10 protein-coding genes are annotated in these 17,795 nt (G+C 56.5%); 5 read left to right on the plus strand and 5 right to left on the minus strand.

The genetic code is table 11. The annotated features are described in order from the left end of the window. Positions 1 to 3 precede the first annotated feature (3 nt). The 4 genes from CD932_RS08770 to CD932_RS08785 form a co-directional block, all read right to left on the minus strand. Positions 4 to 987 (minus strand): NAD-dependent 4,6-dehydratase LegB, encoded by a 984-nt coding sequence (locus CD932_RS08770; protein ID WP_094442302.1) that lies wholly within the window; start codon positions 985 to 987, stop codon positions 4 to 6. A 118-nt stretch (positions 988 to 1,105) separates the two neighbouring features. Further along, the gene (locus tag CD932_RS08775) at positions 1,106 to 2,296 is read right to left on the minus strand and encodes a Wzz/FepE/Etk N-terminal domain-containing protein (RefSeq protein ID WP_254926527.1); all 1,191 of its coding nucleotides are present in this window, start codon (positions 2,294 to 2,296) and stop codon (positions 1,106 to 1,108) included. 310 nt (positions 2,297 to 2,606) lie between these two features. Continuing rightward, positions 2,607 to 4,952, minus strand: a complete 2,346-nt coding sequence (locus CD932_RS08780; RefSeq protein WP_254926528.1) for an SLBB domain-containing protein — start codon at positions 4,950 to 4,952, stop codon at positions 2,607 to 2,609. Between the two features lie 389 nt (positions 4,953 to 5,341). Continuing rightward, positions 5,342 to 7,321: a nucleoside-diphosphate sugar epimerase/dehydratase gene (locus tag CD932_RS08785; RefSeq protein WP_094442304.1), complete on the minus strand. Its 1,980-nt coding sequence runs from the start codon at positions 7,319 to 7,321 to the stop codon at positions 5,342 to 5,344. A 555-nt stretch (positions 7,322 to 7,876) separates the two neighbouring features. On the opposite strand from CD932_RS08785, the gene CD932_RS08790 reads away from it, so the two are divergent. Next, on the plus strand, positions 7,877 to 8,146 hold the full coding sequence (locus CD932_RS08790; RefSeq protein WP_094442305.1) for a GlsB/YeaQ/YmgE family stress response membrane protein: 270 nt from the start codon (positions 7,877 to 7,879) through the stop codon (positions 8,144 to 8,146). A 248-nt stretch (positions 8,147 to 8,394) separates the two neighbouring features. Beyond that, positions 8,395 to 10,548 carry a S46 family peptidase gene (locus CD932_RS08795; RefSeq protein ID WP_094442306.1) on the plus strand — a complete coding sequence of 718 codons (2,154 nt, stop codon included), beginning with the start codon at positions 8,395 to 8,397 and terminating at the stop codon, positions 10,546 to 10,548. 69 nt (positions 10,549 to 10,617) lie between these two features. Here the strand turns inward: CD932_RS08795 and CD932_RS08800 are convergent, their stop codons facing one another. Beyond that, positions 10,618 to 11,070 carry a hypothetical protein gene (locus tag CD932_RS08800; RefSeq protein ID WP_141213212.1) on the minus strand — a complete coding sequence of 151 codons (453 nt, stop codon included), beginning with the start codon at positions 11,068 to 11,070 and terminating at the stop codon, positions 10,618 to 10,620. A 166-nt stretch (positions 11,071 to 11,236) separates the two neighbouring features. On the opposite strand from CD932_RS08800, the gene CD932_RS08805 reads away from it, so the two are divergent. The 3 genes from CD932_RS08805 to CD932_RS08815 all read left to right on the plus strand — a co-directional run bounded on the left by CD932_RS08805 (position 11,237) and on the right by CD932_RS08815 (position 17,215). Continuing rightward, entirely contained in the window at positions 11,237 to 12,925 is a 1,689-nt protein-coding gene (locus CD932_RS08805) for a M14 family zinc carboxypeptidase (protein WP_094442308.1), read from the plus strand. Positions 12,926 to 13,016: 91 nt separating this feature from the next. Beyond that, positions 13,017 to 15,167 (plus strand): FUSC family membrane protein, encoded by a 2,151-nt coding sequence (locus CD932_RS08810; protein ID WP_094442309.1) that lies wholly within the window; start codon positions 13,017 to 13,019, stop codon positions 15,165 to 15,167. A gap of 92 nt (positions 15,168 to 15,259) precedes the next feature. Continuing rightward, positions 15,260 to 17,215, plus strand: coding sequence for a phosphatase PAP2 family protein (locus tag CD932_RS08815; protein ID WP_094442310.1), 1,956 nt, complete (start codon positions 15,260 to 15,262; stop codon positions 17,213 to 17,215). Positions 17,216 to 17,795: the final 580 nt, after the last annotated feature.

The following is a 17,795-nucleotide window of genomic DNA, read 5'->3' on the forward strand; positions in this document are numbered from 1 at the left end:
GACTTAAACGTTGTATAAATCGGTTTTGTATTTGGCCAGATTTTCTGGACGCAGGAACCACTCGATGGTCGCTTTCAGGCCATCACGAATGTTGTACTCGGGCTCAAAGCCGGTCAAGCTACGAATCTTCGCGTTATCACACCACAGACGGAATACTTCGGATTTTTCTGGACGCAATCGTTGCTCATCAGTAATGAATTCGACGTCGCTACCCATCAGTTCACGAATCAGGTTCAAAGTATCGCCGACCGAAATTTCGAAATTCGATCCGATATTAACTGTTTCTCCGATGACTTTTTCGGAGCGAGCAAGCTCCAAGAAGCCGCGGCAGGTATCGGCCACGTAGTTGAAATCGCGAGTAGGCGTAACATCGCCGAGTTTGATCTCTTTTTTGCCGCTGGCGATCTGACCGATAATAGTTGGAATGACAGCGCGTGCGGACTGACGTGGACCGTAAGTATTGAAAGGACGCGCAATTGTTAGCGGCAGATGAAAAGCGTTATAAAAGCTCATGGCCATCGCATCGGCACCGATCTTGGAGGCACTATAGGGAGACTGTGCCTGCAGCGGATGCTTTTCATCGATCGGCACGTACAGGGCAGTTCCATATACCTCACTGGTCGATGTATGAATAACCCGTTCAACGCCATTTTCCAACGCAGCCTGACAAATATTCAACGTCCCTTTGACGTTGGTATCCACGTAGCTATCAGGTGCCACGTAAGAATATGGAATGGCAATCAGTGCAGCCAAGTGAAAAACAATATCAACGTCTTTGGTGATATGTTTGCAGTAATGCGGATCGCGCACGTCGCCGCTCAGCACTTCAATTTCCTTAATGCAATTCACATCTTCAAGCCAACCCCAATTATTGAAGGAGTTATATTGAGAGAGAGCTTTTACCTGATACCCTTCGCGTACCAGAAGTTCAGTCAAATGTGAACCGATGAATCCATCGGCACCAGTTATCAATACTTTTTTATTCATTTTTTGGGCAATAATGTAGTTAAAACTAATTTTTCAATGAAACCGACAAGGCTACTTTTCCTTAACCGAGCAAGTCTCGTATCACACTTCTCACACGAAAGACATGGCCCGTAAAGTACTACCGCAGTCGCAGGTAGGATTTGAGCCGCTGCCATTTAGCAGCACGCGCCGGGACTCGAAGCCCCCGCTCCTTCAACTCTGACAAAAACGCCCATGAAATGGCTGCGAACAAGGCAAGCACAGTCGCCACTACCACTAGAGACAGACGTGCAGGCTTCACTTTATTCTCAGGCTCAATCGCTGTATCCAGAACCTGAATGACCGAGACGTCCTTTGCCTCATCGAGACGCGCCATTTCGTATTGCTTAGAGAGCAATTCATGCAGCATTTGGTTATATTTCAGATCACGTAAAATTTTGATATTTTGCAACCCGACCGGGTTATCGTTACCCTTCTGCTGGGCAGCGGTTTCCGGCCTGCCGTTTTCGAGTTTGTACAATTCCGAACGCAAACTGGTCAGTTCTTCTTGGGCCCGTTTGTAGTCCTGATTATTTTCGGTCACGAACGCCTGCATCGAAGCCAACTGAATTTGCTTCGCCGACACTTGAGCACGCAGCCTGCCGATCGTTTCGACAATCACCCGGCTGTCGCTGTCCACACTGATCACTCCATGCGTATCCAGAGCACCCTTCAGAGTCTTTTCAGCGGCCTCAAGATTATTTTTCGAAATTTCCAGTTGTCGTTCAAAGAACATCCTGCGCTGGCCGGCTTCCGTCACGGCCAACACTTTGGTCAACTTGAGCAGCTCCTCGACATAACCATTCGCCAGACTTGAAACCAGCTTTCGATCTTTGTCCTCGACTTCGATCGTGATCAACCCTTCTTTCCCCGAGGTGATCATGGTATTTTCTGCCAAAATATTGCGCACCTTCTCCGCTGAATTCGTCTGATAAACGCTCATCAGATTGAATTTTTTGGCGAGTTGATCCGAAATAGTGCGACTTCTGAGCATTCCAATGTAAAGATCATTGGGATTCTTCATTCCACTGCCACCGACCGCAGCGGCGACACCACCGAGTTGCGACAGCAGCGCCGACGCCGAAGACTGCGCCTGCTGTGGCGGCAAAAGTTTGGTACTTGCCTTGTAAATATTTGGCAACGTCATCGTTACGCCAGCCATAACGATTGCTGCAATCAAAGGAAATAGAAAAATAAGTTTCTTGTGCTTAGCTAGAATGATAAGCAAATCCATAAGATCGGCATCAGTTGAAGTCGTCTCTGATTTTAATTCTGTTGCATTGGTTTGCATTTCACTCATCTTCGGGTGGCGCTCAATTTGGTCCTGATGCTATCAGGAAAATCACTAGGGAATGTCGCTCAAGCAACATTGCTAATTGAAACTTTATTTGACTATCACTCTGCCATAACTCCCAATCCAAAGCGGGCAAGGATCGAAGTATTGTCAGCGTGTCTTTGCCTAACTTAAAGCAACTACTTCTTGTTGTATTTCCGGCACCGCGATACAGACGCACAGTGCCTTTGGTTTATCCTCTTGCGCCAGCCAATCTCATGATGCCCGTACCCAAAAATATGGAAATCTGCAAAAATCAGCATCCGTATCAATTGCGCAAAGTTTTCACAGCCGCAGCACCAAGGCCGAAGTTAGCAAAAATTTGGGCCCACTCGCGTGTACCTTTGGTAAATTTGGTCCAGGAAGTTTCTTTATCAAATTTTTCTGGTACAACGATAGAGTCGCCAGGCATGACGATTACGCCGCCAATACCGCCAAAAGCCCAAGCACTTGCGTTACGTGCGACAACGCTGCCATCGGTACGCATGATAAAAACATTTTCGGCATCTGCATCGGCTGTCAAGCCGGCCATCTTCAGATAATCCTCCACCCGCATGTTCGCACGCCACAGTGGTGATGCCTCTGCATTGACTGATCCAAATATGTGAACGAAATCTGGCCTTGCCGAAATAACAATACGATCACCGTTTTCCAACTTCAGTTGTGGCAAACGCGCAAATGAACGCTCTGCTGGGTCAAGACCGAACGTTATGCGGCCTGTAGGCTTCAGTAGCTTAAAGCGCGCAATATTCTCTTTAGCAATTTGCAATTCAGACTGACGTTGTGCTTCTGCTGCCTGCGCATCATTAGCGGTCATTGCTCTAACATTGGCCGCACTTTTCGACTGCTCGATGCGCAACTGTGTCTCCAGCTTGGAGGCCACCTTTTCCAGGTTTAACTGCTGCTCGGCGCGAACCTGCTCACGATAAAAGGCAGTCCCAAAAAGATAAGCATCCTGCGTCGTTCCACCAGCACGCGACAATAACGATTGCAGTGTTTCGCCTGCATTCATCTGGTACACGCCAGGCACATTCACTTCGCCTTCAATGCGCACGAATACACGGCGCTTGTCCATCGGGACTGCGACGTCCTGCTGGGAAAAAATGGTTACCGTATCGCCTGGCTGCAATTGTACGTTGTCCGGGCTGGCTGGATTGGAAAACACCTTACCCAAGTTAAAAGGAATCAAGCTGACGGTCAGGTCGGAACGATTGATACGCTCCACTACCGCATAGTCCCAGTTGATTTCGTCAATCAATCCGCCGATACGTGATGCAATATTGCCAGCGACTTCGTTGGTAGACTTGTCATTATCACCTGTGCTTACTACATTATTCTGACGTTTAATAGAATTGCGCGTAATCAAATACTCACGATTAGGAATCAGATCGCTCACGCGCATGCCCGGCAAGAATGGTGCGCGAATGGCTTGATCCACATTGCCGCGCAGGATGACCGCATTCGAAAAGTCGGGGGTAATCGAGGTGATATTGAGCACGTCGCCATTTTTCAAGGGCCGCTTCAATCCTTCGCCGGTCAACGCGAACTGCTCTACGCTACGCGGTTGATTTTTGCTTGCATCAATACGCTCAAGATAAGCGCGGCGCGGATCGGCGACGATAGGCATGCCTCCTGCAACGTCCAACATGGATTCAATTGTATCGTTGGCAGTGCGCAATTCATAAATTGCTGGCGTATTCACTTTACCGACCAATGCAATGTGGCCTGTGGCTGCAGGGATGTAAATCGAATCACCATCCTGCAGTTTGATGTCGGCGGACTTATCACCCTTGGCGATGAAGGCATACAGATCGAGATCAGCCACAACCTTGCCGCCGCGCTTGACTTGCAGGTGGCGCATGCTGCCGTTGGCATTAGGCCCACCGCTGGCAAACAGTGTAGTGACCAGAGTCGACAGGCTTGATACTGTGTATGTACCTGGACGATTTGCCTGACCTACAACGTAAATCGTAATGGCACGTAGCTTACCAAAATTGACGTTGATCTTTACACCCTTGTACATCGTCCCAACCGCATTTCGAATAACTGACTCCGCATCGCCTGCCTTGACACCTGCCAGCGAAACCGTACCAATGGTCGGAATCGAGATTTGACCGTTGCGATCAATCGTTGCACGATAGTCGATATCGACGCTACCCGTGCCGCGTATCATCAGTTCGTCGCCGACACCCAATGGGTAGTCTGCAGGTACCGGCGCACCTGAGATCGGAGTAAACGTGTCAGGGGTATTCGCGAAAAACTGTGCACCAAACACTGGGAGAATTTTACCCGTACTGTCGGCGATAAATTTTTGAAATTCACTTGTGCCGACTTCCGGGTTCCGACTGGTTGACGATGACTTTTGCTTGGCAAGCGCAGCAGCACGCGATGACGGCACAAGGTCTGCCTCTGCGTTAGTGTCAGAGGTGTTGGAATTGGCACCCACATTGGTAATATTAACCCGCCGTGGCGTCTCTGACGCAACAGAACTCGCACCAAGAGAAGTATTTGCTTGACCAAACATCTCTTCTTTGTTAGCACCATCCTGGGCGAAAGCAGCGATAGAAGCAACTGTTAGAACTACTGCTACGAAGCAACGGGTGATTTTGGTCATTGATGAATTCAGTTTAGGAGAGGGGCCTGATGGCGATAACTTAGCACGCCATTTTAGCTTAAATCATGAAGACAAGAAAATTAATTTTAAAATAGTCAATACTTTAATGCGACATTCGTTGTAAATTCATTAGTCACATCATCACACCCTACGCAATGTAACATCTGATTGATTCGGCAACTTTCAACGCATCCTGCTTGCGCAACTGGGACATACAAATCTTGGTCGCGAGGCAGAATATATCATGTTGCACTAATGCCCCACGTTACACTGACTTAAACGCTCATTGCCTGCTGGATGTGCGCATGCTGGGCGACCTTCGCGGTGACTGACCGGATTGACTTTCCATATACGATATAGAATCGATCTCTCCGGGAAGTCAGCCATAATCAGCGCATCGCGGGGATGATCGCTTCATTGATCGCTGCCACTGGTGCCACGCTCGCTGCCTCCATCATGGCTCGGTTGGCGGCAGCGTTTTGTCCAGCCTGCAACCATATATTGTCGGAAATATCAGATGACGGCGCATATTCCTGGACAATTTTTTGCAGATGCAGGCGAATCGCGTTGTGATCGAATCGTCCACAGGCGTCCTCCAGCTGCTGCAGCATTTGCTGGAGCACCGGCCACTCGAATTCGGCTTCCTGGGCGCGCATGATCAGCGGGTGATCGGTGCCGCTGACATTGCTGCCGATAAGCAGTTCCTCATACAACTTCTCGCCAGGGCGCAAGCCGACATAATTGATCTCGATGGTCCCCGCTGGCGTGTCCGGTGTTTTGACTTCCTGGCCGCTCAAGTGCACCATGCGCACGGCCAGGTCGGCGATCCGCACCGGCTCGCCCATGTCGAGCACGAAGACGTCGCCACCCGTGCCCATGGCGCCCGCCTGGATCACCAGCTGCGCCGCTTCCGGAATGGTCATGAAGTAGCGGGTAATGTCGGGATGCGTCAATGTAACGGGGCCACCACCGGCAATCTGCTTGCGGAAAAGCGGCACTACCGAACCCGACGAACCGAGCACATTGCCGAAGCGGACCATGGAAAAGCAGGTAGCGGACTCCTTGCGTGCAAACGCCTGCAGCACCAGCTCGGCCAGTCGCTTGGTCGCACCCATCACGTTGGTCGGGCGCACCGCCTTGTCGGTGGAGATCAGCACAAAGCATGTCACTTTTGCCGCGACCGCCGCCTTGGCCATGCTGAGGGTGCCATAGGCATTGTTGCGGATACCTTCGATTGGATTGTGCTCCACCAGCGGCACATGCTTGTAGGCGGCGGCGTGATACACGGTATCGACAGCAAAGGAACTCATGATGCGCGTGCATTTTTCCGTTTCCAGCGCCGAACCGACGAAAGCCACCAGCTCCACGCTCAGCTCGCCGGCGGCACGGATCTCGCGCAGCTCCTGCTCGATGGTGTAGAGCGCGAATTCGGAAATATCCAGCAAAATCAGTTTGCTAGGTTCGAGCGCAATGATCTGGCGGCACAATTCGGAACCGATGGAACCGCCCGCACCGCTCACCATCACCGACTTGCCGGTAATGCAAATTGACAGCAATTCGGTATTCGGCGCAACCACGTCGCGGCTCAGCAGATCTTCGATTTCGATTTGGCGCACGTCTTCTACCCGCGCATTGCCCTTGACCAGGTTGCTGATCGGCGGGGTCACCTTGATGCGCACTGTCAGCATGGCAAGTCGGTCCAGGATCACGCGCTGCTCCCTGCGGCTCAGTTGCGGCATCGCCAGCAAGACGGTGGTGATGTTGTACTTTTTGACCAGCCGTTCAAGCTCGCTCGATGGATACACCTTGATGCCACGGATGATGGTATTGACACGCTGCGGATCATCATCGATGAAAGCAATCGGCAAATACTCGTTGCCCGGCATGATCGCGTTTGCCAGCAGGCTGCCGGCTTGCCCTGCACCATAAATCGCGACGCGTGTTTTGTTGAGGTGACTATTCTGGCTCAGGAAACCACGTGCCAGAAAACGGCTTGACAATACGTAAAGAATAGCGAAAAGCCAATAGATAATGAATGTCTTAACTGAAAACAGAGAGCCTGGCAGGGCCAGTCCCATTACGGCCAGGATCAGTGTAGCAATAGTAACAGCGCGCAAGGCAGTGAAGATGATCTTCTGGTCAATATAACGGATCACTGCACGGTACAGCCCGAAGTTGACGAACACCGGCAACGAGATCAGCGCCGCCGAAAGGGCGACCCACAAGTACTGCGCAGGCAACTGCAGGCTGTGCCCCTGGGTCTGGAGGAGTGCCGAAAAATAAAAAATAACTGGTAGACAAAGCGCATCCGCAGTCGCAGCGACCAGGCGCTTCTGGTTGCGAGGAAGGCTCAGAAAAATGTTTTTCATGGTTTGATGACTCAAAAGGGGGGCACAATTGCCCGCCCGTAGTGCAGGATTCCCGGAGGAATTTTTAACAATTGTGGAATGGTACCTGAAATTATTTTGAGCTTGTGAGTTTTTAGCGTATATGCAACAATCAAAAATTGCCATGCAGAATGATGCTGGTCCGTATTTTGTCAAAAATGGATCAACGAACGGCATCGAGCGCACCACGCACTTTGTCACCGGCAACCCTACCCCTCCTCGTCCCACCCTGTGCTTCAGCCCTCTGATCGGCTGCCAGGCAAGTGGCGCGTGCGCAGAGTTGAAATTGACAATACGTAATTATTTCATAATATGCAATCTGCGTATGGTGCAGGATAATTTCAAATAATGGCATATTCGCGCCAACGTTAAAAAGTGCTCATGGGTAATTTTTAAATCGCTGGAAGGTTTATTAAAAAACATGTGGCACTACTTAATCCGCTGGACTTTTCAATCGTGCGGCATCAACATCAAATTGCCATACCGGTGCAGGCCGTACGCACCGGCAACTCATTCATCCACCGCGCGGAGAGTCACATGAATTTCATTATCTGGATTGCAATTGGCGGCATCATCGGCTGGTTGGCCAGCATGGTCATGAAGACCAATGCACAACAAGGCATTTTCCTGAACATCGTGGTCGGCATCGTCGGCGCGTTCCTCGGCGGTTGGCTGTTGTCGCCGCTGTTCGGCACCAGCACCATCAATAGTGACAACTTCAGCCTCGCCTCGCTGCTGGTCTCGTTCCTGGGCGCGGTCATCTTGCTGGGCATCGTCAACTTGCTGCGTCGCGGCAAGATGCGTTAAGCGGCAATGACTATGCCGCAGCTCTCAGGATGATAGTCGAACTGCAATAATTTACACCATGGCCGGGCCGCGCGAGCGCCCGGCCATTTTCATGCACAGGCTGACACACGAACCAGCTTGACCTTGTGATACGGAAAATGTCATTGACTAGTCACACTGTGAAACGGATACTCTTGATCGCCCGCTGAAAAATCACCGGGTACGCATGCTGATTCCGACTTCCCTTCATGTAAAAGACCAGAACTCGAATGAAAAAATCCCTGATTGCGCTCGCTATCCTGAGCAATTTTGCACACGCCGACGAAGGCATGTGGATGCCACAACAGCTACCACAAGTAGCCAAGGAATTGAAAGCGGCCGGCCTGAAACTGGACCCGACCACCCTGACCAAGCTGACCGAATTCCCGATGGGTGCCATCGTCAGCCTGGGCGGTTGCTCGGCCTCGTTCGTCTCACCGCAAGGCCTGGTTGCCACCAACCATCACTGCGTCTACAACAGCGTGGCCGTCAACTCCACCAAGGAGAGCGATCTGCTGGCCAACGGTTTCCTGGCCAAGACGTTTGCCGAAGAACTGCCGGCCGCCCCGGGCAGCCGCATCTTCGTCACCTCGGCCGTGACCAATGTCAGCGACAAGATCATTACCGCCGAGGTCGCCAAGCTGCAGGGCAAGGCCCGCATCGACGCGATCGAGAAAAACCAGAAGAAACTGGTCGCCGAATGCGAAAAAGAAGCGGGCTTTCGCTGCACCGTGTCGGCCTACTACGGCGGTCTGGAGTTCTACCTGATCAAGCAACTGGAAATCCGCGACGTGCGTTTGGTCCATGCACCGCCGGCCGGCGTGGGCAAGTTCGGCGGCGACACCGACAACTGGATGTGGCCGCGCCACACGGGCGATTACGGTTTCTACCGCGCCTATGTCAGCCGCGATGGCAAGGCTGCCGACTTCAGCAAGGACAACGTGCCCTACCAGCCGAAACACGTGCTGAAACTGGCCAAGGACGGCTTGAAGGAAGGCGACTTCGTGATGGCGCTGGGCTACCCTGGCCGTACCAACCGCCACCGCCTGCCGTCGGAAGTGGCGTTCACGTTTGACTGGAACTACCCTGCGTTTGTCAAAGCCTCGGGCGAAACGCTGGCCATCATCGCGCGCGAAACCCGTGACAACAAGGACGTGGCGCTGAAATACGCGGGCCAGGTCGCTGGCGTGAACAACTACTACAAGAACCGCCAGGGCATGCTGGACTCCTACGCGGGCAGCGACTTCCTGGCGCGCAAGACGGCCGAACATGCAGCACTGAAAACCTGGGTCAACGCCAACGCCGCCCGCAAGGCCGAGTTCGCTGGTGACATCGAGCAGGTGGAAAAGCTGATCGCCGAGCGCGACGCCGATACCAAGCGCGATTTCCTCCTCGGCTATGCGCAGCCACGCCTGCTGAACACGGCGCGCAGCCTGTATCGCCTGGCCAATGAAAGCACCAAGGCCGATACCGAGCGCAAAGCGGGCTACCAGACGCGCGATCTGCCGCGCCTGGAGTCAGGCATCACCTCGGTCGAGCGCACCTACGACGAAAAAGTCGACAAGGCGCTGGTACTGAACAGCCTGGTCAAGTACGCCGCCCAGCCAGCCGCCCAGCGCCGCGCCAGCTTTGACGCCGCCATCGGCATCAAGGACGGCATGTCGCAAGCCGATCTGGCCAGCGCCCTGGACAAACTGTATGCCGGCAGCAAGCTGGCCGACAAGGAAGAACGCACGGCATGGCTGAAACGCACGCCAGCCGAGTTCCAGGCCAGCAAGGATACCTTTATCCAGGCAGCCGTTGCCATGTACCCCGATGCGCTGAAAACCGAAGCGGAAGACGAAGAACTGGCCGGCAAGATCCAGCAATCGTACGCCAACTACATGAAAGCGAAAATTGCCTACATGAAGAACAAGGGACTGGCCGTCTATCCTGACGCCAACAGCACCCTGCGCGTGACCTTCGGCCGTGTTGCCGGCCGTGACCATGGCGCCGATGGCACCACCTGGACCGCATTTACCACCGTCAATGGCGTGCTCGCCAAGGCCACCGGCGAAGGCGAATTCAATGCGCCTGCGAAGCAGCTGGCAGCGATCAAGGCCAGGGACTTCGGCAAATATGTCGATGCGAAACTGAAAACCGTGCCGGTCGATTACCTGGCCACGCTGGACATCACCGGCGGCAACTCGGGTTCGGCTGCGCTGAACGCGAAAGGTGAATTCATCGGCCTGGCCTTCGATGGCACGCTGGACTCGATCATCTCCGATTGGGACTACAACAAGGCCAATACCCGTTCGATCCAGGTCGACCTGCGCTATATGCTGTGGAACATGAAGCATATCGATCACGCCGACAACCTGCTCAAAGAAATGGGCGCGGAATAACAACAACCAATAACCCGGCAACGGGCAGTGGTAGCCTGAGCCACTTCTTCGGAAGTGGCTTTTTTTCGTCTAGCGCCGGATATTGGAAAACCGGTAGGGCGAAGTTTGCAACTGCTCGCCATGCAGGATCACACGCTGACCATTTTCAAGTGGCAGGGCCAGGTCGGCGCCTGGATAGCGCTGCGCCAGCAGGGGATAATCCTCGCGCGCCATGCCGGCGCCCGGTATCACGATGCGGTAGCCATTGTCGCCAAAATCCAGCAACAGAGCCGGTGTGTCGCCCGGACCCGGCAACGCCGTAATGCGCACACGCTGGCGTCCCTTGCGCCAGCTGATGGACTGCCACAGCGGCAAGCTGCCCGAGCTCAAGCGCAGGTCGACTGTTTGTTCGGCGACTGCCCCATCGAGCGCCAGCAGCATGCCGCGATAGCGTATCAGCGCGCCATCGCCGGCCAGGGTGACGGAACCGTCATGGGCGGCGGCGCCGCTGGCACACCAGCACAGCAGGATAATCAAGATCATGCGCATGGCGCCTCCCGGGGGTGAGGCTGATTGATAACACGGCATTCGATACCGCCTTCTGCACCACATCAAGCCCGGGACGCCGGTGCTACAATTAACCCCTTGCGAGCGCGCTTATCCAGCATGCTTTTTCTCCCCGTTTCCGCTCTCCCAGACTCAGACCGCCATGCCACAAGACTTGCGCACGACCTACGAACTCGGTAACCACAACCAGACCACGACCTGGCTGGAATGCATTAATTTCTACAAAGATCTTGCCGCCCGCTATACGCAAGTGCTGCACTTCGAGCAAATCGGCCTGTCCGATTCGGGCGTGCCCATCCACGCTGGCGTGCTCAGCGCCGACGGCGTATTCGACCGCGAACGCATCAAGCAGGCGGGCCGTACCGTCTTTTTCAACAATAACGGCATCCACCCGGGCGAACCGGAAGGTATCGACGCCTGCATGGCCATGGTGCGCGACCTGTGCACGCAGCCCGCCCGCCTGGCGGCGCTGGGTTCCACCGTGCTGCTGTTCATTCCGATCTACAACGTCGACGGCAGCCTGAACCGCGCCAATACCTCGCGCGTGAACCAGGATGGCCCGGAGCAGTTCGGCTTTCGCGGCAACAGCCGCCACCTGGACCTGAACCGCGACTTCATCAAGTGTGACAGCCTGAACGCGCAAGTGTTCAATCGCCTCCTGGCCAGCTGGGACCCGGACGTGATGGTCGACACGCATACCTCCAATGGCGCCGACTACCCGTACACGATGACCTTGATCCACACGCAGACGGACAAGCTGGGCTATGGCCTCGGGCCCTTCCTGCAAGATATCATGTTGCCGCATCTCTTTGCGCGCATGGAAGCGGCCGGCTGGCCGACCTGCCCGTATGTCAATCCCGTCAAGGACAGCCCTGACCATGGCATTGCGGAATTTCTGGAAGTGCCGCGCTTTTCGACCGGCTTTGCGGCCCTGCACCATGTGATCGGCTTCATGCCCGAAACGCATATGTTGAAACCATTCGCCGACCGTTACGCGTCGATGCGCGCCCTGCTCGATATCACCATGGCCTTTACGGTCGAGCATGGCGAGCAGATCAAACAGCTGCGCGCCGCAGCGAAAGCGGCCGGACGCACCCAGGCCGAGTGGCCTGTTTCCTGGCGCATGAACGCGGCACAGCCTTCGACCTTCCGCTTCAAGGGCTACCAGGCGCAATACACGCCCAGCGCGATCGGTGATTACCAGCGCCTGTCGTATGACCGCACGCAGCCATGGGAAAAGGATATCGCCTACTACAACCGCTTCGAGGCCGATGTCGTGGTGTCGGCGCCCAAAGCCTATGTGGTGCCGCAAGCCTGGCGCGAAGTGATCGAGCGCCTGCGCTGGAATGGCGTCGAAATGCACCGCATCACCGTCGAACAGACAGTAACGGCACGCTACTACCATATCGAGGAAGTGGGCACGCGCGCTGCCGCCTACGAAGGCCACATGTTTCACGAGACGGTGGAACTGGAAACGCGCACCGGCCAGTTCACCCTGCTAGCGGGCGACTATGTGATCACGCTGGACCAGGACAATGCCCGCTACGCGGTGGAAACGCTGGAGCCGCAGGCGCACGACAGCTTTTTCCGCTGGGGCTTTTTCAACAGCGTGCTGGAAAAAAAGGAAGCGTTTTCCGATTATGTGTTCGAAGACATGGCGTCGGAATTGCTGCGCGATGAACCAGTCCTGGCAGCCAAGTTTGCCGAATGGAAAACGGCCAACCCGGAGTTGCTGAGCAATCAGGAAGCCGTGCTCGACTTTATTTTCGAACACTGTGAACGTTTTGCCGAGCCGCAATGGCGGCGCTACCCGGTGCTGGCCCTGATCTAAGCCCGGCTGCAACACCCTGTCCTATCCTGGCGCTGTACCGGAAGACCCCGGCACAGCGCCTCTTTCTGTGCTCTACCCACAAGGTATAACCATGCACTACGCACTGAACCTGCGCACCTTTATTTACAGCCATTATTTTTACCTGGGCTTGCGCGTGGCCATCGGCCTGGTCGGCCTGACCTTGCTGACCCTGCAAATCAGCGACAGCACCACTGCCATGACGGTGTGCATCGGCGCGCTGTGTACCACCCTGATGGACATGCCCAGCCCGCTGCGCCACAAATTCAATGAAATGCTGGCCTCGGTGCTGCTGTGCAGCGCCGTGACGCTATTGATCAGCCTGTGCGGCCCGGTGCACTGGCTGTTGATGACGGTGCTGGTGCTGGTGAGTTTCCTGGCCAGCATGATGGTGGTGTACGGTAAAAAATCCATGCCCTTGCAGCTGGCCGCCCTGTTCATCATGACCATGTCGATGGAACACCAGATGACATGGCGGCAATCGTTCCACCATGCAGGCCTGTTCATGCTGGGGGGCCTGGCCTATCTGGCTTACGCGATGGCCGTGGCCTGGGTGCTGCGCCACCGCATCAAGCAGCAGGTGCTGGCCGAGGCGCTGTTCGAACTGGCCGCCTATATCGACATCAAGGCCGATTTTTACGATGCGCGTTTCAATTTGACGGAGCAGTTCAACAAGCTGGTGCGCCATCAAAGCATCCTGGCCGACCGCCAGCAGGCCTCGCGCGATCTGATACTGCGCAGCCACAAGAACAGCAAGGACGCCATCGTGGTGCAGGTCCACGTGTGCATGCTGGACCTGTACGAGCTGATCCTGTCGACCCACACCGATTACGCGCTGCTGCGCCAGCACCTGGCCGACTCGGAAGTGTTGACGTCGCTGCACGACCTGGCCTGGAAGGCGGCGCGCGATATCGAGTCGGTCGCCTACGCCGTCACGCGCAAGCGCGCCTCGTATGCGCAGATCCATTACGACAAGGAATGGCTTGACATCGAAGCGGAAATCGCCCGCCTGCAGACCAGGGGCGACAGCGCGCAGGAAGCGTTGGCCACCTTGCGCGCGCAGCGCAACAAGATCCGCGCCATTCTGAAAATGATCGCCGAGCTGCACCTGGCCAGCCAGAAAGTCTATGCCGACGTGCCATTCTGGAATGGCGCCGACATGGCGCCGTTCTTGTCGCAGCAAAAATATGAGCTGACCACCTTGCTGTCGAACCTGCGCCCGGACTCGCCCATCTTCCGCTTTGCGCTGCGCGTGTCGATGGCCATTTCGGTGGGGCTCTTGATCGGCCACTGGCTGCCGTATGCGGCGCACAGCTACTGGATCGTGCTGACCATCGTTATCATCCTGCGGCCCACCTTCAGCATGACGCGCCAGCGCCGCGCCGACCGCATTATCGGCACCATGATCGGCTGCGTGGTGACCGCCATCGTGATCCGTTATGTCCACAGCAATATCGCGCTGATGGGCATCCTGTTCCTGTCGATCGTGGCCACGCCCACGTTTATTTATCTGCGCTACCGCTACACGGCGATTGCCGTGAGCCTGATGATCTTGCTGCAAATGCACCTGGTGGCTCCGAGCAACCCCAACCTGGTCAGCGAACGCCTGATCGACACCCTGATCGGCGCGGCGGTCGCCACCGTGTTCAGCTTTGTGCTGGCCAACTGGGAATACCAGAGCCTGCCACGACTGATACGCCAGGTGCTCAACGTCAACCTGACCTATATGCAGGCCAGCTTCGAACTGCTGCAGGGCAAGTGCAACAATGACTTTGCCTACCGCATCGAACGCAAACGCCTGATGGACAGCCTGGCAGCGTTGAGCTCGGCATTGGTGCGCATGCTTGACGAGCCGGCCAGCAAGCAGCGCGCGGTGGAGGACATCAATCTGTTTATCGTGCAGAACTACCTGCTGGTGGCCCATGTGGCGGCGCTGCGCTCCATCCTGGGTCGTCACGCCAGCGAATTGCCGGTGGCCCCCGTCAACGCCCTGCTCGTCCATAGTCACACGCAAGTTTGCAGGACGCTGTCGCGGGCGCTGGACCAGCTCGACACGGCCATCGGTGCGCCGCAGCCCGCATTGCCAGTGCCATCCGTCGCCGGGCCAAGCTGGTCGGGCTGGCCGCTGGTGCAGCGGCGCATCCGGCTGTTGCAGGCCGATGCCGACAAGATCGTGGTGCATAGCGCTGCGATCGTGCATATTGTGGCGCCCAAGCAAGAGTAAACCGGCGCGGCCCTGTCATCAGGGTGTCATATGGCGCGGCTATGCTGCGGGGGTTTTTTCAGCCCCCAGCCATTTTTCAAGGTGATCCACCCATGCATGCATTTCCCATGATCCGCCGCCTGCCCCTGGCGCTGGCCATCAGCGCCGCTCTCGCCCTCGCCGCCTGCGGCGGTTCCGATCACAATGACGACGCCGCGCTGGTGATCCCGGCCGCACCGGCCGACCAGGGCGCGGTGGATACGGCGCCGCCATCGGCCACGGCGCTGCCGTTTGTCGACAATGTCGCCAGCAACCAGCGTGGCGACGCCCGCTACGCCACGGCCGCCACCAACGCCGGCGTGCGCGTGCTGATCGGCATGCTCGATATCTGGAAACCGCTGACGGAAATCGTCGATGCCGGTGTCACGGCACCGGCCGTAGCTGGCTTCCCCGCCGTCGTAGCGTCAAGCTGGACCGGCATACCGAATGACGGCACGCCAGGCGGCACCATCGTCAACGCCGCCGTGCACAACGCCAATATCGACTACGTGGTGAAAGCCACCACCAGCCGCACCCCGGCGCAGGAACTGGCCGCCTATCTGGACGACCGCCGCGGCAAGGGCTACAGCATTACCGACGGCATGGGTCCGCTAACCGACGCCTGGCGCAGCGCCGCGCGCCAGAGCACCAGCATCACGTCCATCGCGCCGGACGCGACCACCGTGCTGTACAACGACAGCGGCACCAATACCGGCGTGGCTGGCAGCACCAATGCCGAGTTCGGCAACGTGGTGGCACTGGTCAATGCCATGGGTAACAATGGCTCGACGGAACCGGCCAAGCGTTTCTACAAATACGCGCGCCCTTACCGCTGGAGCAGCAATGTGGTGCTGGTACCGGCGCTGATGCCGGCCAGGAGCACCACGCCGTCCACCGATGGCGGCTTTACCAGCGGCCACTCGGCCGAAGCCGTACGCGGCGCGCTGGGCATGGCCTATGCCTTGCCCGAGCGCTACCAGGAGATGGTGTCGCGCGGCCTGGAACTCGGTGAAAACCGCATTATCGCCGGCATGCACTCGCCGCTCGACGTGATCAGCGGCCGGGTGCAGGCGCAAGCCATCGTCGCCGCCAACCTGCTTGACGCGGCCACCGCCGCCACCAAGGCCGCCGCCGTGACGCAAGCGCACGCCACCCTGATGGCAAAAACCGGCGCCACCGCCGACAGCTTTTATGACTACGCCCACTCGGGCACCTCCGCCAACGACCGCTTTGCCGACTACGCCGCCAACAAGGCCGCGTATATCCGCCGCATGACGTTCGGCTTTGCGCAGACCGGCCCTGCCACCGTGCCGGCCGTGGTGCCGAAAGGCGCGGAAGTACTGCTGGAAACCCGTTTGCCGTATCTTTCCGACGCGCAGCGCCGCGTAGTGCTGAAAACCACGGCCATGCCATCGGGCTATCCGGTCATGGACGATGCCGAAGGCTGGGGCCGTCTGAACCTGTTTGCCGCCGCCGACGGCTATGGCGTCTTTACCGGCAACGTGGTGGTGGCGATGGATGCGGCCAAGGGCGGCTTCAACGCGGTCGACCGCTGGCGCAACGACATCAGCGGCGCAGGCAAGCTGAACAAGCAAGGCTCTGGCACCCTGAAGCTGGGCGGCAACAACAGCTGGAGCGGCGGCACGCAAGTCGAAGGCGGCCGCCTGGAAGCGCTGTCGGCCACGGCCTTCGGCAAGGGCGACGTGTATGTCAGCGGCGGCACGCTGGTCAGCAATGCGACCACCAGCCTGGCGCTGGCCGCCAAGTACACGCAGCTGGCGACCGGCAACCTGGAACTGGCACTGGGCAGCGGCCAGGCAGGACGCCTGGCGGTGGCCGGCCCGATGACGGTGGCCGGCGGCAGCCTGAAGGTGACGTTCCAGAACGGCTACAAGCCGGCTGCGGGCGACACCCTCAACGTGATCGTCGCGGCCAGTTTGAAGGGCAAGTTCGACACGATCACCGTCGATGGCTTCAAGGTCACGCCAACGTATACCGCGACGGGCTTGCAGCTGCGACTGGACGTGTAAGCATGTGATTGCTTGACAAAAAGCCGCTCATCGAAGTGATGCCGTTCACTTAAGCAGTTTTTTTGAAAAACGCGCTTGGCAGAGCGTTTTGGTTTTGCCTTGACGGTCCGGTCGAATTTTTGATCGGGCCGTTCGTCTTTCAGAATGACTAACGAGCCTTTCACGCCGATGCTTTATTGAATATGGAAGCGTTCCATACGACATGGTGACGGCAGCCCAGTGAAGCCCGAACTGGATCAGGTGCAAAGCGCGGATGAAGCTCACTTCGGTCGGTTCGCATTTGACCATCAAAACGGCTTTAACGATCTCTAGCCATATCAGCTTATAGGCTATCAGCGTGCCTCAGATCTCCTGATATGGCAAGGAAGTGGAGCGTATCGTCGAGCTACCACCAAGTCCGGCTTTACGAGCGGCTGCCCCTGTCCAGGAGGAAGTACGTCGAGTACGGCACCGCCCTGCTTTCGATGCCGTACAAAGGCTGCTTCCGCCTCCCGGAGCTGCCGGCGGCGCAAGCGCCGCCCAAGTGCCAACCATAGTCGGTGAAGGTGGTTGGCGTTGCAATTAATCCATTTATTTGTTA

Origin of the sequence: Janthinobacterium sp. PC23-8 (assembly GCF_002250505.1) — a bacterium.
Classification (GTDB): Bacteria; Pseudomonadota; Gammaproteobacteria; order Burkholderiales; family Burkholderiaceae_D; genus Janthinobacterium.